This window comes from Vibrio pomeroyi, from assembly GCA_041879425.1.
Classification (GTDB): domain Bacteria; phylum Pseudomonadota; class Gammaproteobacteria; order Enterobacterales; family Vibrionaceae; genus Vibrio; species Vibrio pomeroyi_A.
Genome location: CP090855.1, coordinates 532,925 through 552,792 on the forward strand (window position 1 = coordinate 532,925; position 19,868 = coordinate 552,792).

The 19,868-nt window shown below is 41.1% G+C and carries 18 protein-coding genes; 3 read left to right on the forward strand and 15 right to left on the reverse strand.

Features of this window, described 5'->3' with window-relative positions; genetic code table 11:
• The 11 genes from L0992_18375 to L0992_18425 are packed head-to-tail and all read right to left on the reverse strand — an operon-like array spanning position 1 to position 9,301.
• On the reverse strand, positions 1–585 hold the full coding sequence (locus tag L0992_18375) for a pilus assembly protein TadF (protein XGB69991.1): 585 nt from the start codon (positions 583–585) through the stop codon (positions 1–3).
• Positions 575–1,111 carry a pilus assembly protein gene (locus L0992_18380; GenBank protein ID XGB69992.1) on the reverse strand — a complete coding sequence of 179 codons (537 nt, stop codon included), beginning with the start codon at positions 1,109–1,111 and terminating at the stop codon, positions 575–577. The genes L0992_18375 and L0992_18380 overlap by 11 nt, the downstream gene beginning before the upstream one ends.
• A complete protein-coding gene (locus L0992_18385) occupies positions 1,108–2,238 on the reverse strand; it encodes a pilus assembly protein TadD (protein ID XGB69993.1) in 1,131 nt (376 codons plus the stop codon). The genes L0992_18380 and L0992_18385 overlap by 4 nt, the downstream gene beginning before the upstream one ends.
• On the reverse strand, positions 2,235–3,101 hold the full coding sequence (locus L0992_18390; protein XGB69994.1) for a type II secretion system F family protein: 867 nt from the start codon (positions 3,099–3,101) through the stop codon (positions 2,235–2,237). Before L0992_18390 ends, L0992_18385 begins: the two co-directional genes overlap by 4 nt.
• Positions 3,101–4,015 carry a type II secretion system F family protein gene (locus L0992_18395; protein ID XGB69995.1) on the reverse strand — a complete coding sequence of 305 codons (915 nt, stop codon included), beginning with the start codon at positions 4,013–4,015 and terminating at the stop codon, positions 3,101–3,103. The genes L0992_18390 and L0992_18395 overlap by 1 nt, the downstream gene beginning before the upstream one ends.
• Positions 4,012–5,277: a CpaF family protein gene (locus L0992_18400; protein XGB69996.1), complete on the reverse strand. Its 1,266-nt coding sequence runs from the start codon at positions 5,275–5,277 to the stop codon at positions 4,012–4,014. Before L0992_18400 ends, L0992_18395 begins: the two co-directional genes overlap by 4 nt.
• A complete protein-coding gene (locus L0992_18405; protein ID XGB69997.1) occupies positions 5,274–6,467 on the reverse strand; it encodes an AAA family ATPase in 1,194 nt (397 codons plus the stop codon). Before L0992_18405 ends, L0992_18400 begins: the two co-directional genes overlap by 4 nt.
• 2 nt (positions 6,468–6,469) lie before the next feature.
• The gene (locus tag L0992_18410) at positions 6,470–6,931 is read right to left on the reverse strand and encodes an ATPase (protein XGB69998.1); all 462 of its coding nucleotides are present in this window, start codon (positions 6,929–6,931) and stop codon (positions 6,470–6,472) included.
• Positions 6,931–8,235, reverse strand: coding sequence for a pilus assembly protein N-terminal domain-containing protein (locus L0992_18415; GenBank protein ID XGB70377.1), 1,305 nt, complete (start codon positions 8,233–8,235; stop codon positions 6,931–6,933). The genes L0992_18410 and L0992_18415 overlap by 1 nt, the downstream gene beginning before the upstream one ends.
• A gap of 22 nt (positions 8,236–8,257) precedes the next feature.
• Positions 8,258–9,034: a pilus assembly protein CpaB gene (locus tag L0992_18420; GenBank protein XGB69999.1), complete on the reverse strand. Its 777-nt coding sequence runs from the start codon at positions 9,032–9,034 to the stop codon at positions 8,258–8,260.
• 54 nt (positions 9,035–9,088) lie between these two features.
• Entirely contained in the window at positions 9,089–9,301 is a 213-nt protein-coding gene (locus L0992_18425; GenBank protein ID XGB70000.1) for a Flp family type IVb pilin, read from the reverse strand.
• A gap of 208 nt (positions 9,302–9,509) precedes the next feature.
• On the opposite strand from L0992_18425, the gene L0992_18430 reads away from it, so the two are divergent.
• Entirely contained in the window at positions 9,510–9,968 is a 459-nt protein-coding gene (locus L0992_18430; protein ID XGB70001.1) for an A24 family peptidase, read from the forward strand.
• Here the strand turns inward: L0992_18430 and L0992_18435 are convergent, their stop codons facing one another.
• The 4 genes from L0992_18435 to L0992_18450 form a co-directional block, all read right to left on the reverse strand.
• Positions 9,969–10,853, reverse strand: coding sequence for a LysR family transcriptional regulator (locus tag L0992_18435; protein ID XGB70002.1), 885 nt, complete (start codon positions 10,851–10,853; stop codon positions 9,969–9,971).
• Positions 10,854–11,401: 548 nt separating this feature from the next.
• Positions 11,402–14,419 carry a M6 family metalloprotease domain-containing protein gene (locus L0992_18440; protein ID XGB70003.1) on the reverse strand — a complete coding sequence of 1,006 codons (3,018 nt, stop codon included), beginning with the start codon at positions 14,417–14,419 and terminating at the stop codon, positions 11,402–11,404.
• Between the two features lie 336 nt (positions 14,420–14,755).
• A complete protein-coding gene (tnpA, locus tag L0992_18445) occupies positions 14,756–15,193 on the reverse strand; it encodes an IS200/IS605 family transposase (GenBank protein XGB70378.1) in 438 nt (145 codons plus the stop codon).
• 138 nt (positions 15,194–15,331) lie between these two features.
• A complete protein-coding gene (locus L0992_18450) occupies positions 15,332–16,312 on the reverse strand; it encodes a sugar-binding transcriptional regulator (protein ID XGB70004.1) in 981 nt (326 codons plus the stop codon).
• A gap of 459 nt (positions 16,313–16,771) precedes the next feature.
• Here L0992_18450 and tal point away from each other — a divergent pair, with 459 nt between their 5' ends.
• Both tal and tkt read left to right on the forward strand, forming a co-directional pair.
• The gene (gene tal / locus L0992_18455) at positions 16,772–17,722 is read left to right on the forward strand and encodes a transaldolase (protein XGB70005.1); all 951 of its coding nucleotides are present in this window, start codon (positions 16,772–16,774) and stop codon (positions 17,720–17,722) included.
• An 86-nt stretch (positions 17,723–17,808) separates the two neighbouring features.
• Entirely contained in the window at positions 17,809–19,800 is a 1,992-nt protein-coding gene (gene tkt / locus L0992_18460; GenBank protein XGB70006.1) for a transketolase, read from the forward strand.
• Positions 19,801–19,868: the final 68 nt, after the last annotated feature.

The window sequence follows — 19,868 nt, forward strand, 5'->3', positions numbered from 1 at the left end:
TTAAACCCTCGCAAATGAATAAGATGTACTTACAAGCCGAAAAACCTCTCCGTTGGCGACCCCAATCAAATTAGTTGGGATTTCATAACAAAGAGACACCTGATACATGGGTAATCGGCGGCCTCGCGATGTGATAGGAAGTATTTCTATCGCTTTTTCTTTGGTGATATCGCCCATGTCTGGAAAGTCACATCCGTGTATGCTCCCTTTAGTCAGAGTCTTTTGAACCCTTCGATAATTCACTTTCCCTCCGGATAAAGCCGTTTCTTCAAGTCTTATCTCGTCGATACGCATCCCAAACTTGGTCTTATCAAAGTTTGGAATCATTCGTTTCATCGAAGCAGAAGCAATCACAAACGCGTTGTGTTCTGTTTTTCGACAGTCACCCGCACAAATATCCATATTGGCATTAAACAGTTGTTTTCGTTCAGCAAAGATGGTGGTCAATGAATAAGAAGCTCTGTCGAGTTGACCCTTTTTATTGATGGCTAGCATATGGTTCACGACAACAACAAAGATCCCTGACGCAAAGACCAAAACCATTGCCAACTCAACAGCAAATGCACCTTTTTGTTTAACTTGCACAACCCGCTCCCTGACCAATTTTGAATGAACATCTTTCATATTCTTGAATGGTGATAATTTCACGCTTGATAGGCATATCCGGGAACCATATCGATACAATCGGATCATAGGTGTATTCCAAAGCGTAAACAGCCAATGCCATGTCTTCCGGTTCATCTTTCTTATCTGGACACTTATCAGCAGAAGCGTAAGTATCCGTGCATTTCAAAAATCCTTCGTAGTCTCGAAAATAGTTAACATGAATAACAACACTCCCCTCTTTAACTACGTTGCTCCATAAAGAGCCGCCAGCTTTATTCAACTCGTCTTTAATCATTTGCCCATAGTTAATGGACTGGCTACTGCTCGAGTCACCCGCTTTTTTGGTTCGCATCACCGCCGTCGTTAATGCGTGATCAGTCATACTCATGGAGAAAGTCAGAATACAAATCTCAACCCATCCAAAAACAATAGCCAGAAAGATTGGTATCCCCATCGCGACTTCAACCGTCAATGACCCCTTTTGCTTGCGTTTAAACGACCTCATAGACGGACATACCTTTTCTTGGTGTAATCAACGACAAATGCCCCTTTTATATCAATGCTATCTAAGAAAGCTTTGGCTTCGTCTAGGTCATTAAAATCACCGATGCAATAGCGCTTCCACAAACCATGAGTATACGAATAGACAGAGCCGTAGTTTGTTTTTAGATAGTTCAGAAAGTCCGAAGGAATCGCAGTGTACGTCGCTAATACTTGCACTCGATAAATAGGTTTTGCATTGGGTTTCAGCTTTCTAGGGTCGAGTACAGAACCATCCACACTGTGTTTAGATGCTTGAAACCCTGCAGTCGAATCCAATTTGCTGACTCGCGATGTCGGTGCTACAAAACTCCCAGAGTGAGCTTGGGAACCTATAAGCTGTTGTTCCATATCTATCGTTGACTGTGTCATGGTCTTCTTCCCCTTGCTTTTAGATATTGACCTCATTAATGCAGATAGCTGTTTGTGAGCTTGCTCATCGCTATTCGAATGTTTCAGAACTTCCAATGCGATATCCGGTCGCTGCGACTTAACCGAAGAGAGAATTAAGTTAGAACTCACTCTCTGATCATTCGGATTTGAAAGATAAAGGTCATATAAAATGTCTGTCGCGCCCAAATAATCAGACTGCATTATTTTAACAACAGCGATATTGTTACCAGCCTCTCTGTCTGAAGCGCCTTGTTTGCGACTTTCCTCGAAATACTCAATTGCTTCAGAAAATCGTTTTTGCTGAGCTAGTATTTTTCCGGTTAGAAGTTGATACTCATACTCAGCTCCGCCTTCACCTCTATACTTGTCTAGCTCTTCTAATGCGCGTTCAAAGTTCTTTTTCTGATAGTAAATTCGAGCACTGGTTAAAATATATTCTGGATCATCAAGGTCACTGTCACTGTAGGTATTCCTATATAACTCAGCCGATTTAATATCTTTAAGGTCTAAATACAAGTTAACAAGTTTGACTTTATATACAGGGTCGGATTGTATATTTGCCTTATAAAACTCAATGAGCTTCTGCGAATCCCCCGATCCAATAAGCAATTGCTCTTTAGTATCGAGTTGGTTATTAACGGCTGTACAACCAGACACTAGAACCATTGCAATAACGACTAATACAAATTTTCTTATCACATCAACATCCTTAAAATACCTGGGGCCGCAATGAGAACAACAATCGGAACCATGATAAAAGCGATCAATGGAATAGACATTTTTGCCCCCATCTTTCCAATCCGTTCTTCCAAGTCCATCATATTAAGTTCTCGAATATCCGTCGCTAACGTAGCCAGTACAGGGCCAACAGATGAACCAAATTGAAGACTTTGCACCATGGTCATCACAAAGCTCTGCGATTCGCTGGTAGGTACAAGCTCATAAAACTCCTCTAATGCCTTCTCTAATCCGACTAAGCGCGACCGCTCCACTGTGACTCTGACAACATGGGCAAGATTGCTGTCTACCGAGTGAAGTTCCTTGGCCAGATACTCCAAACTGGACTCGATTGTCATGCCGGTGTGAACACATACATTCATAAGGTCGAGTAAAAAAGGCAACCTTGAACTGATGTGCTTAATATTTGCTTTACCTCGAGCCGACACATAGGAATCTGGCGCGATGACAAACGCCAACAAAGCCCCAAGAAGATATAACAGAGCAAATATCACCTCTGTTTCTCCGTTATAAAAGTCGAAGCCGATTAATATTAAGCAAATACTAAAAGGGATGATTTTTAATAAGTAATAGGCATCCGCGAGGAAATCACTATAAAAACCCGCTGCGACTAACTTTCGTTTTGTTTCGTCTTTATTGAAACTAATTCGAGATAAAAGAGCCTTAAATAAATCCGTTCTTTTTTTCTCTTCGCGTGTTGAGCCAATTATTTTACGAGTTTCTATATTTGCTCTCGTGTTATCCCAGAAACGCAAGCAATAGGTTGCTAACACCATCGATATAACAAATATCACGCCCCAAATTAAAACCGTTTCAAATCCCATTAATTGACACCTCGCAGGATCAGCCAAATGCAAAAGAAACCTAATAACTCACTCATTAGAACGTAATAAAAAATCGGCTGCCCTGCTTCCTCAAACATAACGAAGCTATAATTCTCCGGGCTAGTAAATTTTAGAATGATCAAGAATATAACTGGTAAACAAGCAATAATTTTTGCCGAAGCACGCGCTTCAGAGGTCAATGCATTTTTCTTTTTCTCAACGGCTCTAGAGTCAAACATAAGCCGGTTAATCTTATTGATGACATCTTTGAGCTGACCGCCTCGAGCTAAGTTGATTCGTATCGTTGAGGCAAAGAAAAAGTACTCTAAGTAAGGAAACGTATTGCTACTGCGTTCAAGCACGTCATCAGGGTCTTCACCAATAAGCAAACGTTCAGCCATGAACTTGAACTCTTTGCCTACTTCATTATCAAGCTGCTTACCTACATACTCGAACGCATGAATGATACTTTGGCCTGATGAGATGGCTCCGCTCAAGATATTCAAAGCATCCGGAAAGTTTGTTTTAAAACGATCCATCTGCCGTTGCTTTAGCTTGTTGTAAAAAACGAAGAACAAAATAGGCTCAACAATAATCAAGCAAACAACGTAATCCTGACGTAAGAAAAACTCGTTAATGGCATAAACCGCTGATGCCGATACACTAATAAATAGGATCAGTTTCAAAGACATATTGGGCTGGAAGACCTTTATTATCTTCTTGTAACTTTTCCTAAGTCTAGCTTTATAACTCTCTTCAAACTGCTGCGAATCGATAACCGAGCGAACGCCTTTTACCCCTTCGAATTCAGCTTCCATTTCAATCAAACTACTCAGCTTTTTGTCTTGGCGAGAGCGATGGATAAGGAAGTAAACTAACAAAGCACTCCATGAAGCAATCAGGATTAAGGTCATGTAAAGATCTCCCTTACCGCTTGTTCTAAACCAAAGAATTTTGCGCGTTCATAAATGACAGAACGTGTGGATAAACCTGGTGTTCGGAACTCACCTTCCATCTTGCCATCTTTGAAATTGGAACTAGCTTCGTAACGGAAAATGTCCTCCATCACCACGCTATCTCCTTCCATTCCGATAATTTCAGAGATGTACATCACCTTACGGCTACCATCATGGAGACGCTTTACCTGAACGATAAGGTCGACTGCGCTGACTATAGTTCTACGTATCGCCGATATCGGCAGGCTGGCGGTAGCCATCATCACCATACTCTCTGTACGAGCAATCGCGTCTCGCGGTGTATTGGCGTGCAATGTGGACATCGACCCGTCGTGGCCCGTGTTCATCGCTTGAAGCATCTCGAAGGCCTCTCCACCACGACACTCACCAACAATGATTCTGTCAGGACGCATACGAAGGGCATTAATTACAAGGTCTCGAGCGGTAATTTCTCCCGTTCCTTCTACACTTGCTTGTCGCGTTTCCAGTCTGACAATGTGAGGTTTTTGAAGCTGCAGTTCGGCTGCATCCTCAATAGTAACGATGCGTTCCGTTTCACCAATAAACCCAGACAGTGCATTGAGTAGCGTTGTTTTGCCTGAACCCGTGCCACCTGATATCAATATGTTGCATTTACAATGGCTTGCAATGGACAAAAGCTTAGCCATCTCAACTGACATAGCCCCAAACTCTGCGAGGTTCTCAAGCTTAATTTTCTGCTCTTTGAACTTACGAATAGAGATAGAAGTACCATCGATTGCAAGTGGAGGTATCACGATGTTGACACGGCTGCCATCCATCAAACGAGCATCACAAAGCGGCTTAGATTCATCGATACGACGACCCACATTTGAAGCGATTCGCTTAGCAATAGTGTTGAGCTGTTTCTCGTTCACAAATTGAATCGGAGACTGTTCAACTTTGCCATTGATTTCAATGAATATATCCGATGGCCCGTTGATCATAATATCTGATATATCATCGTTATCGACTAAGGCCTGAAGTGGCCCTAAGCCTTTCAACTCATCGAGTAATGCTTTGACTAAGTCGACACGTTTCAATGAGCTCACTTGCAACTGCTTCTTATCAATAAGAATATTGACCGAGTCTTTAAGCTGCTCTTCTAGCTCTTGATTGCTTATTTCAACAAGTGTCGCTGCGTCCAACGCATCGAAGATTTCATCCCGAAGTTGGATGTAGATTTCTTTTAATTGATTCATTTTCTAAACAAACTGAAGCGTGATTTGGTTTTAATTTTCTTGCCTGTTAACGTGGCAACCATGCTCAAAACGGCCGTCGATGACTTAGACTTAAGCAACTCATTAATCCCCTGCTGAACCACTGTCTTTTCTAATGACGGCTCATACATAAAATCAATGCTATCTTTGGCTTTGATCCGTTCTTTCGCACTTGCAAGTGTCACCATGAAATCCTTCGCGGGCCTATTCAGGTTGAAAATAACCTGGTGTTCAGATTTGCCGATCTTCTTTTTCAACGAGTTATATGAACGCAATGAAGAGACCGAAGGTTCGCAAACAATAAAGATACGGTGATACTTATCTGATAACTCCTGATCGTGCATCTCTTCGTAGCAAGACAGCGGCGCTGAATCGATAATAAAGTTATATTGATCAATCAGTTGATTGGAAAGGTTGTACAACGTAGATGCATGATCAGAAAGACAAGCGACATTCTTCTCGAGAACCAAATAATCTAGCTTCTCTTTAACACCATGCACATAGGTTCTTGCTATCGCACTGTCGATATCGATCTGATTTAAATCAATGCTGTTGTGCTTGGCTTTCAAGCCCTTTACACCAATATAAATATCGCTGTTTAGCGCTCCGGAATCATGATCCACTAGCAGTGTCTTTAAATTCGCTTGCTCTGCTAAGGAGTGCGCTAAAACGGAACTTATGCAAGACACACCAATTCCACCTTTGGTTCCTAAAACCAATATACGTTTAGCAACGCGAGTTTTCTTTACAGCACTTTCTCCCTCTTGCGTCGTTTTAATTGCCGCAAGTAACGCATCAAGTTCTGGATCCCATAACACATAAGTCGCACCTAAAGCATGCACTTGATTACGCAGCTTTATAGAGTCGACGTCGCATAAGACGAGCAAAGATATATTCACGTCTAAACGAATCGAAATCTCGGAGACTTGTTCAATAACATTAGAAGCACTTCGAAGATCGAGCACAACATGGTTAAGCTTGATGTTTGACTGATTCCAAACACCATCTAAATCAATATCAGTGACTTCAAGCGGCTTTGGGAATCCTTCAATCGCATATAAATCATTGATCGATTCAGTTAAGGCGCTATCGTCTGAAACGATCAGATCGGTAGCCTCAACTGTCGACTTCATTTTCGAAGACGAATTACGAAACAAGATATCCAAGTCCATAGTTATTTCGCCTTCTTAATTGGGTTAACCAAGCTGATGTTTCGGTTATGCTCAACACTACAACCAAATTGATAATCTTCGCGTTGCGAGAACACCATCACTCCACAATCACTGCTTTTAATTCGGACATATCGGCCTATGATCAAGATATTTTTCTCTTGGTCATTATCAGCAAGCTCCACTTTATATCGGTCTTTCGCAATAGATTCTGATTTGAATCTATCGCGTAACTTAGCGACAAACTCACTCGCATCAGGCTTATACTTAACGTAGAAAGTTGCTTTCGGCTCTCTCGTATTGAGTTCTCGGATAAAGGCCACAGAGCGAGACATTGAATCTTCACCATTCGCCATATCAAATTCAAAACGCTCTTCTAATTGCTCAATCACACTAGAGTTGGATGTATCAATGTGGGTGCAAGCAGAAGCAATAAAAGCGATTAAAGTAATAACGATCCATCTCATTAGTTGAACCCTCCTTGGTTTATCGTGTTTTCAAGCTCCGGCTCATCGAGATCTGAGAGGTCTATTCTTAGCAATCGTTCAAGGTCACTTGTGCGTCTAAAACTTGGCAACTTGACTTGCTCTTGCTCAACGGGATCAACCAGATTAACGGTCGCAACAATGATCAATTCAGTTTTAGAACGGTTTGTGGAAGTGTGACTAAATAGCGCGCCTAAGATTGGGATATCCCCCAAAATTGGAATCTTGGTTAACGATTCACGCTCCTCTGATGTCAAAAGCCCCGCTAGTACAAAACTTTGACCGTCTTTCAAGTGAACCGTTGTTTGAGCTCGTCGAGTTCGCAAAGAAGGGACTGAGATTAGACCCGTCGTTGTTTTGTTCGATTCATCAATAGAGCTGACTTCAGGGATCAAGGTTAAGCGGATGTTTTCTGTGTCAGTAACCTTGGCTACCATGGCTAACTTAACGCCGTATTCTTTGTAGGAAATAGTAATGCCGTCTTCGTCTCGTACCGCAATTGGAATCTCACCACCAGCAAGGAAACTGGCTTGTTCACCCGAAATAACAGAAAGGTTGGGCTCTGCCAATACGCGACCGATTTTGTCATCACCACTTGCAGAGATAACAGAAACAATGTCTTGAGCAGTAAAATCAAGGAGCTTATTAACAAAAGTACCTGGCTCGCCACTATCACTGTATGTCACACCAAGTTCGGTTAGAAAAGAACTCGAAACTTCTGCAACCGTCAGCTTTACATTTATCTGTTCAGTGGTAAGAACTTTTAAATTGTTAATGACTTGGTCGTAGTTATACTGTGCCGTGTACTCCAGCTCATCTAAAGCCTCACCGTCTGCATCCCTTAATTCATAAGCAGCGCGGCGACGATCTTTATTTAGCATTTCGCCGACGAGTCGATTAATCTTTTGTTTGATCTCTTCACTACCGACAATACCATCCAACACGACTTGATCTCCGACATTGGAAACCACAACATTTTCATCAGGAAATCTAGCAATTAACGTTTGCTTAAGTAGTCGCAAGCTTTGATTAACGACTAATTCAGCATTGTAAATTTCGTTTCCACCTCGATCATAAACAATCACTGAAGTCGTGCCTTGGCCAACACCGTAAACCACAACCTTATTTTCATCGATAATTTTGTAGTCAGCTATTTCTTGATTCGCAACAAATACAGTTGATATCTGTCGCTTCAAATTAATCGTTTTCGCAGCGCCTTGATCCAAGTTCATTAATTCTGATGCGAGTAATGGGCATGAAAGAATCCCGCACAATAGCAATGCCATATTTTTGTTCTTTAAAGTCATGTTATTCCTTACCACGTAATTCTCTAACACCGAACTGAGTTTCTAAAAGATCACTGCTGCGAATAGATAAATAGCGATTCTCGATTTCAGATGGAATGATATTCACATCACCGATTTTTTGAGCCATTTCGAGTTTCAAAACACTGCGCATATTTAATGCAATAACTAGACTGTATTTTTTGTCTTCGGCATCTTCTGAATCAGTATCTTCGCTGCCTTTTATTACCTGCAGCACACGAGCTCCACTAATAATCACTCGGCTAACGAGATCACCGATATCACCATACCCGTTCTCAACTAGATTCGATTTTGAAGAGGTTGTGGAAACAAAGCTCACCTTGTCACCAGGAGTAAGCGTTGCGGTTTGTACCACTCCGATACCGGTAACTTCATAAAAATAAGGTAATTCACCGTCATTTAATGACAAATACATATAATCTCGGTCTCCAGGGTTGGAGATCATATCTTGTGTTAAGTATGTGCCTTCGGAGATATCTTCTTTAAATAGAGCGCCTGGTTCAACAATAAGATCGTCTTCTAACGTGTAGTAGGAGCCATCTAAGTCAGATATATGGACAAATTTCTTGTCATAGAAATTAGGTGTTAACGGTTGGGAACGTTTAATTGCTTTCTGAGTAACTAAAATACTGACCTTAGGTTCTTCTTTTTGCTGTACTTCCTGTGGTTCTTCATCAGCTGAAATATAGTTAACATTGATATAAATTAATGTGGAAAAAATAGAAAAAGCAACAAGAAGGAGAATGATAATTCTGTTCATATTAAGCCTAAAATAGGGGCCTAAGCCCCTTAATATATGGTTCTTAGTGGCTAATTATTTGCCTGTAGTAGCTGTGGTCAAGTTGGTCGTCACCTTAGTCAACGCACCAGTGATAGCATTTTTAAGTGCATCAGTTTGAAACGCGGCAAGTACTAGAGCTGACATTACAACAGCAATAATTGCATATTCCACGGCAGTAACTCCGCGAATATCATCTTCGAACTTCATTTTTAGTTCAGCCAGTTTTGCTAAAGTTTGGTAGTACATAGTAATCCTCTAAAAGTATATCGACCTTGGGTCTAATTGAAATTGCGAAATGAAATCTACTCGATATAAAAATATACATCCAATTAATAGTTATTATGATCGCATAACATAAACTTATCTTAGTAATATAATTTATTCTTATGTTGGTATAAGAATAAGAAATCCATTTTATGTTGATATAGCTAATACCTGTCTATACTCTATATTTATGAATATAGATTTATTAATTTACTCCACCTTAATTTCTGTAAATTTATCAATATTACTTTTTGTATGTTTTTTTGACGGGAAGTATAGAAAAATACCAAACAACCTCAATAAATTAGCTTTAGTATTTAGTATTTTCGTCGCGTTATATAACGGCTATTTGATGTCATCATTACCCACAGCAGCACTGTACTTCATAATATTTTTTATACTCTGGTATCTGGGAGTAATTGGGGCTGGGGATGTGAAATTACTTTTTGCACTAATCATTGGCATACAACCAGAATTGGTTACAATCGCGTTGATTTTTATAGGATTTCTTGGTGGGATTTTAGTTTCCATTATGTACGTAATAGGAAAAATAGCAGGGGTTGATAGCTATAAAAAAGGCATCCCTTACGGGATACCTATTGCTCTAAGTTGTTTCATTTTTAGCACTGTATCAATATTATCAAACTAATCACATAATACTATGTTTCAACTCAGGCGTCGAAATGTCACTAATTTGAAATAGTTGCTGAATCTTATCTTTAATACCTAACGTCTCTAACTCTTGTGAAATTTCGTCACTACACCAAACATACATGTTCACTTTTTGACGTAACGGTATTGTCTTACAATTATTATTACATACAGCCCACTCAGGAAAAATTAGAATAGTACCATTTGTATCCAATTCATTTTTTAGAAACTGGCATGAACTTGTTTTTACCCAACTGGTCACATGTGAAGAATCAATATTATAGTCGTTAAGTAGCTCTTGGACATAGGACTTGGGTAGAGAACTACAAAATACAACTCTCTGTGGATAACACTCATGTGGGTCAAGAGAGTTTGAATGTGCGATAACGTAATTAACCGTCTTTAGTTGATAGGACTTTCCATTCTCCTGTGAAATCCGATCCATCGTGAATATTAAATCATAACGAGAAGAGTCCAATAGAGAAGACTTCGTAAAACTGTTTATGGACAAATCTATATTGTTCAACATTCTAAATTCATTGATTACACGCTCAACCATATCGAAACAAAAAGATTCGGCAATCGCTATATTGAATTGATCTCTTAATTCTACCTTTTCCAGATCTTCAAACAACTTTTCGTACATAGACATTGTTTGGTCTGCATAATCGAGTAATACTTTTCCATGTTTAGTGAGTAAAAATCCTTCTTTTCTATCGAAAATACTTGCCCCGATTGTACTTTCTATTTTTTTTATATGTTGAGATACCGCAGGCTGTGTCATAAATAAAGACTCAGCGGCCGCAGTAAAACTTTTGTGCTTAGCAACGTGTGAAAATGTTCTTAAATATTTGACGTCGATAGACCTGTTGACGTTTTTCATGGTGCAAACTACCCCGATGTTGCGTTCTTTTATTAATTATTCTTATTAAAAATCAGCGTAAAAGTAACAATAGTGTCATACAGATACAAAAAAACATTATTTATATACTCATAAATAATGTTTATATGCACCTATACAAATAAATACATTTATTGCGATCAACAACTGATTCACAAATCCCTATGTGCTTTTACAAACAACATATTTTGTGTGCCATTCTCGTACCAAAGTCCTTACACAACACCTTCTCCGGACAAATGACAGTCAACACAATTATAACCAAAACCTATGCACCCACCACCTATTGATTACTGAAAATCGTTGAAATTTATGTAAATATTCATCATTTATAATGCTAAAGCTCGAAAGTCACTCAATTGAACCATTGTCCGTTTTTGTGATCTATGTTGCACCCAAATGAAACTAAACACCTATTAATGTAAGTCCAGAATCAGAAATGCGACAAATCATTCCATTTCTGGGCCGACTCATGTTTGTAGGCGAATAAAAAAAGAGCTAAAAATATAGCTCTTTCATTTCACTTTATTCTATCGGCGCTGTCGTAACCGAAGGAGCAAGCACAACATAAGAATAAGAGGCAGTGAGGAGCTTCCTCCTGACGAGTCGCTTTGAGTTGCTGTTACAGCAGATTCATTTGAAATATTCGGTAACACCTCGATGTCAAACGAACCTATCCACTCGCCTCCATCGGCAGATAAAACCCTATATCTAATAGTGTCATATAAAGCTAACTTACGTTGAGCAGGTGCATTATAAATAATCTTACTATCTACAATTTTTGCAATACCGTTACGTGGAGAGTCCAATATATATAATGTATAAACCTCCTCATTAATATTAGGGATTAGATCGATTTCATCTCCATATTTTACTTGTAGCGATTTAGTGCCTAATAATGATGCTTGCTTTCTTCGCACATCAACTACTACAGACTGCTTTGCATAACCTCCTAATGAATCTTGGACTAGAACGACAAACCTATATTTCTCCCCTTCAGCAGCATCACTAGGGATTGTTACTTTAAGTACTTTAGATTGTGAATCACTCTGCGACAGCCTTGGACCTTGAACTTGAGACCACGTTATTTGATGCTCTGAAGAATCGACATCCGTAATATTAGTGATCTTGAATATCACCGTTTCACCAGGCTCAGACTTGGCATTTGATCTATCGAGCGTTAACTCGGGAGCATCATTCACTGATTTAATATCAACGTCTACACGCGCAAAGTCCGTCTCCTCTCCTCCCCCATCTACCAGACGATACGTAAAGCTGTCACGGCCAAACTGATTAGCTAAAGGGTAATATGTCTCACCTTTTATTACGCCTTTTGTTGGCTTCTGGCCGATTTCAATTGAATAATTATTTGGCTTGGGTAAGTTGATATCATTCGCTAGTAGGTTAAGTAGAAAAGGAATGTCTTCATCGGTAGAAATCTTATCGTCGACAGCAATAGGTTTGGCTGTAGTTGGTAATTCAAAAAGCAGTGCAAAAGGGAAGTTCTGTCCGAACCCGCGACCCAAACCTTGCGTTTTATAATCAGAAATCGTACCTGAAAATTGCTTTTTTCTTTGTCCATCTCCTAAATATGCGTCCAAAAACTGAGTAGAGTATTCCGGAGTACCATTTTCAATCTCTAACACAATCAACTTTGAACCCAAGCCAAGCTTGATCTCCTCATCAAAAATAACTTGTCCACCGTCTTGCTGAGCTACACCTCGGTGTAACAATTTAGCTGCGCTCTCATCAATAACTGCATTGCCAAATCTAGATTTGTATGGGTATTCGACTAGACGATAAAACATCGGCATCGCGACGCTCGTTGCTTTCGCGTAAAAATGTATTCCTGCAATATCTTGGTTTCCTTTGACAACATCTATAGGGAAGCCAAGAACATTAATATTTGCGTTATAACGGGGGTAGGTTCTTCCGAAAGAAGTGACCCAAGACGATTTGTTGTTTGAGTTTGGAACCAAAAGAGAGAAACTCGCTTTGGCATCATCGCTAGAAATATTAGTTATTGTGATATCTGTTTTTCTGCCAGCAGTAATCGCTGTTAAGGAAGGTTCTGAATCATCCGAGAGGTTGGTAACCGAGTCTCTACCAGGAAAGACATCACCAGTATCTCCAGAAGAGAAACCGCTTTCTAGTAACCCCTCTCCATCGGCTTGGAATACCTGCACTTGCATCGGACCTGAACTGTTGAATTGATTATCGATATTCACAGCTGTAATCAACAAACCTTCGCCACGAAGCGCTTGGTCATAATTGCTTTTACGTCTGTTTTCAACGTAAGCACGCGGTCCAAATTGTTTAAGGTAAGGATCAAGATGAATAACTCCTTCGCCCTTTATAGTGTCTATTTCGATACGACCGTTATTGGAAAGTACTTTCGGCTTTAAAAATCCGGATGCCTCTTTACTCCACGCCAACATGTTAACCGGCGTTTCTCCGGCATATTGATCACTGGGTTTACTTCCCCAACTTCCGCCTCCCATTAGCCCCCAATGCCCAATTGAACCATCATGCTTATAAGAATATAAATCCGGTAGCCCTAACATCAAATGCCCAAGCTCGTGGGCAATAACCCCCATGGTCGATTGATGATCATCCTGATAATCTGCGAAGAGGCAATATGCGCTAATGCGCTTTCCATCTATCTCGACAGTTCTGTGGGCAAACTTATGCGGCCAAATCGTAGGCGTTTTTTGTGTACCACTTGACTTGTCATTACCCGCAAAGACGAACATGACGGACAGCTCCTGAGGAGCAATACTATCGTCATTGTTGTAGTCGTATTGAGAAAGATTAAAGTCAACGTCTAGTGCTTCATAAGCTTTTTTAAACACATTATTGAGTTTAGTTTGGCAGTTACTTTCAGATTTGGAATGACAATTAGGGTGATCTATGTCCAACGTGACATTAATAACACCATCGTTTTTAGTCCCTTCACTTTCTTTCGCTGGAACAACTTTATAATTTCCGTAACTATTTTTAAGAAAGTAATCTTGAACACTTTGCTGATTTTCACCAAATATCGTCGACTGAAAATCATTCTCTATCTGTTCGTCTGAAAAACTGACTTGTACAACCAACAGGGCCTGTTCAGTGATCTTTTTATTCGAAGTACTAGATAATGATGATCGTTGCCTTTGTCCCGGAGTAAATCTTTTGTGGTTTGCAGCCGGCGAGTCAAAAGATTCATTGACATGTATTGGATCGATTTTTAAATTTTTGATGTTTGATTCAATTGGGACCTCAGCGCCACTCGAAGCCAGTACACCCGTAGAAATAACCGTTCCTACCCCGTTATCACTCATTACATATTTAGCAAAATACCATTGATTATCTGGATCCTGAATATACAGGTGTCCATCATGGTCTTGGTACCAAAACATATGTTGTGACCCCATTAATCGTAGCTCTTTTGTACTGCCATCAATAAAAGTCATCATATGCCAAGTTGGCGCAGGTAAAGTGGTCGCTTGTACAGAAAAGACAGCAATGACTGCCGTCATAACTGTACAAATTAATTTTATCCTCATTATAAAAGTCTCGTTGGGCGAATAATCTTGAAATAGATAATTCGTTTATTAAATGAAACGAAACTTTATCAATGGTTAATTATATTAACCAATTAACTTTACGACTAAACCTATAAATATTATTTATGGTTAATTTGGTTATAAATAATATTTATAACCAAATAAATTTACACTAAAAAATTATTATTATAATTTAAAATATTAGCATTCTACTCACAGGTTAATTGATAGTTTAGTTAAATAGGATTTTTATTTAATTAGGAAGACAAAAAAAATATCCGCCTTCTTAGAAGGCGGTTTTGCTTTATAACCCCCTAAAAGGGGGCGTCCGCGCTATCAGTTCTTCAATAACTGTAATTGTTGTTCATACTCTATGTCCTGCTTATATTGGTGTCGTACATATCGCCGAATGACTTCTTCATTCACACCGACCGTATCTACAAAATACCCTCTAGCCCAAAAGTGATTTCCCCATAATTTCTTACGTATATGTGGGAATCTATTGAAAAGTCGAATTGCTGTTCGGCCTTTTAAAACTCCTAACAAACTCGATACTGATAACTTGGGAGGAATAATGACAACAAGATGAACATGATCTGGTTGAACGTTTAATTCTAAAACTTCGCAGTCTTTCATATTGCACAAAATATAGATTGAACGATAAAGCTCCTTTCCTACCTTATCTTTCAAAATCTTATATCTGTACTTTGGAGTCCAAACTATATGGTATTTGCAACGCCAATAGACATGTGATGAACTTCTGTAATCGCCCATGTGGTTGTTTCCTCTTACTTGTGGTGAATAAGAGGTTACTTCTAACATGGGCACTTCTTCAGGCTATAGCCTCAAGGAACAATCACCACCGCCCTAGGCGGTGGTTTTGAGGAGCCAATAAAAATAGATCATTTACACCTATTTCATCTGCTCATCCAAGTTAAGTACCGTTAAAGCATTGCTTACGCTGGTTGCGATCACGTCTACTACGCCGGTTCTTAGTGCACCTAACAGAGCTAATGGTTTACTGTTCTCGGCGGCGATGGCGATCACTTCTGCTATTGGGCGAAACTCTTCTAAACCTAAGCCGATAACTCGGTCACTCATTACTGTGTTTGCTGCTTTGCCGTGTACATCAAAAAAGTCGTAACCCGCGAAGTCACCAACCACACCTTGTAATAAGCGAGACTGAACAACCTCACCTGCAGTAAACCAGCCTAAATCGACCATGTAGCTGTTTTCGCTCATGTCACCGATACCGACTAATGCAACGTCGGCCTTTCGGGCTAGATCGAGTGTTTGCTTAACGGTGCTGTTTTCCATGAATGCCGTTTTTTGTGCTTTGTTCTCGGCATAAGCAGGCGCGTATAAGGTTTCAGAAGACCCACCATACTTTTTGGCTAACTGCCTACATATATGGTCGGCATTAAACATACCGCCTCTTGGGTGGATACCACCGATACCGCACACGAATTTACAATCACGAGGAGTGATTACGCCAGTATGATGAGCAACAGACGATACGTTTCGCCCTTGTCCTACTGTTACTACCATGCCGTTTTTCAAGGTACTGGTTAAATAGTTAGACACTAAACCTGCAACTTGGAGTCGCTGCTTCTCTTCGTTCGGTTGATCTAGTGCCACAAGTGCACGTTTCACACCAAAGCGTTCAACCAAGCGTTGTTCTATCTTGGCACTGAATACTGGGTGGTATTTCACGGTGATCTCAACAATACCCTCGTCGCGTGCTTGTTTGAGCATTCGACCAACCTTTGCACGAGAGATAGAGTACTTTTTGGAGATCTCTTCTTGTGTCGCGCCATCCTGATAATAAGCAACTGCCACTTCAGTGAGGAGATCAGTGTTTTCTTCGGAAACATCTTGGATATTCTTACTCATATACCACGCAACCTATATTTAACAATTATTTTACCTGCTTTGAGAACAAATGTTCGATACATCAGCAAGTGATACACAAGTCTACACCGTGAACATATGTAACAACAAGGAACATTTGTTCACAGTGATAGCCTTGGTTTTATTGTTGATTAATTCACCTCCCTCTGGCCGTTAAACGTTTGCTTGCATACCCCATGATTACTAGAGCGAAATATATTTGACTGAAGTCACCATACAGGACTATTTACCGTTGACTTTGGTGCTAGATCGGATAAATATGGCTACATCATTTACTCATCGAGCGATCAAATGTTCTGTGCAAATGTTCGTTCGGAGAAAAATTTAAATTAATGTAAGTTTGGCTCACTGGTACAACCATTGAGAACTTCATTAGTTAGCTTGCAAATGCCCACACCTCTCCCATTAACGAGGTGTTATGCGATACATAGGATGATCAAAATGAGCAATAAATTAGAGCAACTTCGTAAACTAACAACTGTTGTAGCTGACACTGGCGATATCGAAGCTATCAGCAAGTACACTCCTGAAGATGCAACAACTAACCCATCTCTAATTCTTAAAGCTGCTCAAATTGCTGAGTACGCACCTCTAATCGATGCTTCTATCGAATACGCTAAAGCGCAAAGCGATGACAAAGCACAGCAAGTTCAAGACACTTGCGACATGCTTAACGTGAACATCGGTAAAGAAATCCTGAAAGTTGTACCTGGCCGTATCTCTACTGAAGTAGATGCTCGTCTTTCTTACGACATGGAAGGCAGCGTTGCTAAAGCTCGTCAACTTATCAAAATGTACAACGACGCTGGCATCACTAACGACCGCATCCTTATCAAACTGGCTTCTACTTGGGAAGGCATCCGTGCTGCTGAAATCCTAGAGAAAGAAGGCATCAACTGTAACCTAACGCTTCTATTCTCTTTTGCTCAAGCTCGTGCTTGTGCTGAAGCTGGCGTATTCCTAATCTCTCCTTTCGTAGGTCGCATCATGGACTGGTACAAAGCGAAAGAAGGTCGTGATTTCGAAGCTTCAGAAGATCCAGGCGTAATCTCTGTTTCTGATATCTACAACTACTACAAAGACCACGGTTACAAGACTGTTGTTATGGGCGCAAGCTTCCGTAACATCGGCGAGATCCTTGAACTTGCTGGTTGTGACCGTCTAACTATCGCACCTCAACTTCTAGCAGACCTAGAAGCGGCAGAAGGCGAAGTAGTAGAGAAGCTAATCGACTCTAACGGTACTAAAGAGCGTCCAGCAGCGATGACTCACGCTGAGTTCCTATGGGACCACAACCAAGACGCAATGGCTGTTGAGAAGCTAGCTGAAGGCATCCGCAACTTCGCAGTTGACCAAGGCAAACTAGAAGACATGATCGCAGCTAAGCTGTAATCACTCTCACCAATTTCAAATAGGGGAACGTTCAGTTCCCCTACTTTTATCAATTTGTTTATCTTAATTTTTATTCGGAAGTTTCTATGAACCGCAAACATCTAGCTAACGCTATTCGAGCTCTAAGCATGGACGGCGTACAACAAGCAAACTCTGGTCACCCAGGCGCTCCAATGGGTATGGCTGACATCGCTGAAGTTCTTTGGCGCTCTCATCTAAACCACAACCCATCTAACCCAGAGTGGGCTGACCGCGACCGTTTCGTACTTTCAAACGGCCACGGCTCTATGCTTATTTACTCTCTGCTTCACCTAGCAGGTTACGAGCTTTCAATTGAAGACCTTAAAAACTTCCGTCAACTGCACTCTAAGACTCCAGGTCACCCAGAGTACGGTTACGCACCAGGTATCGAGACAACGACTGGTCCTCTAGGTCAAGGCATCACTAACGCTGTTGGTATGGCAATGGCTGAGAAAGCACTTGCGGCACAATTCAACAAAGAAGGCCACGACATCGTAGACCACTACACTTATGCATTCATGGGTGATGGCTGTCTGATGGAAGGTATCTCTCACGAAGCATGTTCTCTAGCAGGTACGCTAGGTCTTGGTAAACTGGTTGCTTTCTGGGATGACAACGGCATCTCTATCGATGGCGAAGTTGAAGGTTGGTTCTCTGACGATACGCCTAAGCGTTTCGAAGCATACGGCTGGCATGTAATCCCAGCAGTAGATGGTCACGATGCTGACGCTATTAACGCAGCTATCGAAGCAGCTAAAGCAGATCCTCGCCCTACTCTAATCTGTACTAAAACAGTTATCGGCTTTGGTTCTCCAAACAAATCAGGTACGCACGACTGTCACGGTGCACCACTAGGCGCTGAAGAAATTGCAGCAACACGTAAAGAATTAGGTTGGGAGCACGGTCCTTTTGAAATTCCGTCGGAAGTTTACTCAGAGTGGGATGCGAAAGAAGCAGGCGCAGCTAAGGAAGCAGCGTGGAACGAGAAACTTGCAGCTTATGAAGCAGCATACCCTGAGCTGGCAGCTGAATTCAAACGCCGCGTAAACGGTGACCTACCTGCTGAGTGGGAAGAGAAAGCAAACGCAATCATTGCTGATCTTCAAGCTAACCCAGCAAACATCGCTTCACGTAAAGCATCTCAAAACGCACTAGAAGCGTTCGGTGCTATGCTACCAGAATTCATGGGCGGCTCTGCTGACCTTGCGCCTTCTAACCTAACCATGTGGTCTGGTTCTAAGTCTCTTGAAGCAACTGACTTCTCTGGTAACTACATCCACTACGGTGTACGTGAATTCGGTATGACAGCTATCATGAACGGTATCGCTCTGCACGGTGGTTTCGTACCATACGGCGCAACGTTCCTAATGTTCATGGAATACGCTCGTAACGCAATGCGTATGGCTGCTCTGATGAAAGTTCAGAACATCCAAGTTTACACGCACGACTCTATCGGCCTAGGCGAAGATGGTCCTACTCACCAACCGGTTGAGCAGATCGCTTCTCTACGTCTGACTCCAAACATGAGCACATGGCGTCCATGTGACCAAGTTGAATCTGCAGTGGCTTGGAAACTGGCAATCGAGCGTAAAGATGGCCCTACATCGCTAATCTTCTCTCGTCAAAACCTTGCACAACAAGATCGTGACGCTGCACAAGTAGCTAACATCGCTAAAGGTGGTTACATCTTGAAAGATTGTGAAGGCAAGCCTGAGCTTATCCTTATCGCAACAGGTTCTGAAGTTGAGCTAGCGGTTAGCGCTGCTGCGGAACTAACAGCTGAAGGCAAGAAAGTACGCGTAGTATCTATGCCTGCAACTGACGCGTTCGACAAGCAAGACGCTGAATACCGTGAGTCTGTACTTCCATCTGATGTGACTGCACGTATCGCAGTAGAAGCTGGCATCGCTGACTTCTGGTACAAGTACGTTGGTTTCGGTGGCAAGATCATCGGTATGACAACGTTCGGCGAATCTGCACCAGCAGGCGAGCTATTCAAGATGTTCGGTTTCACTACTGAAAACGTAGTAAACACAGCGAAAGAGCTTCTAGCTTAATCTTGATTCAATTGTCTCGCCCTAAATGGGTTGATACATACTGAAAGCCCCGCATGAAAATGCGGGGC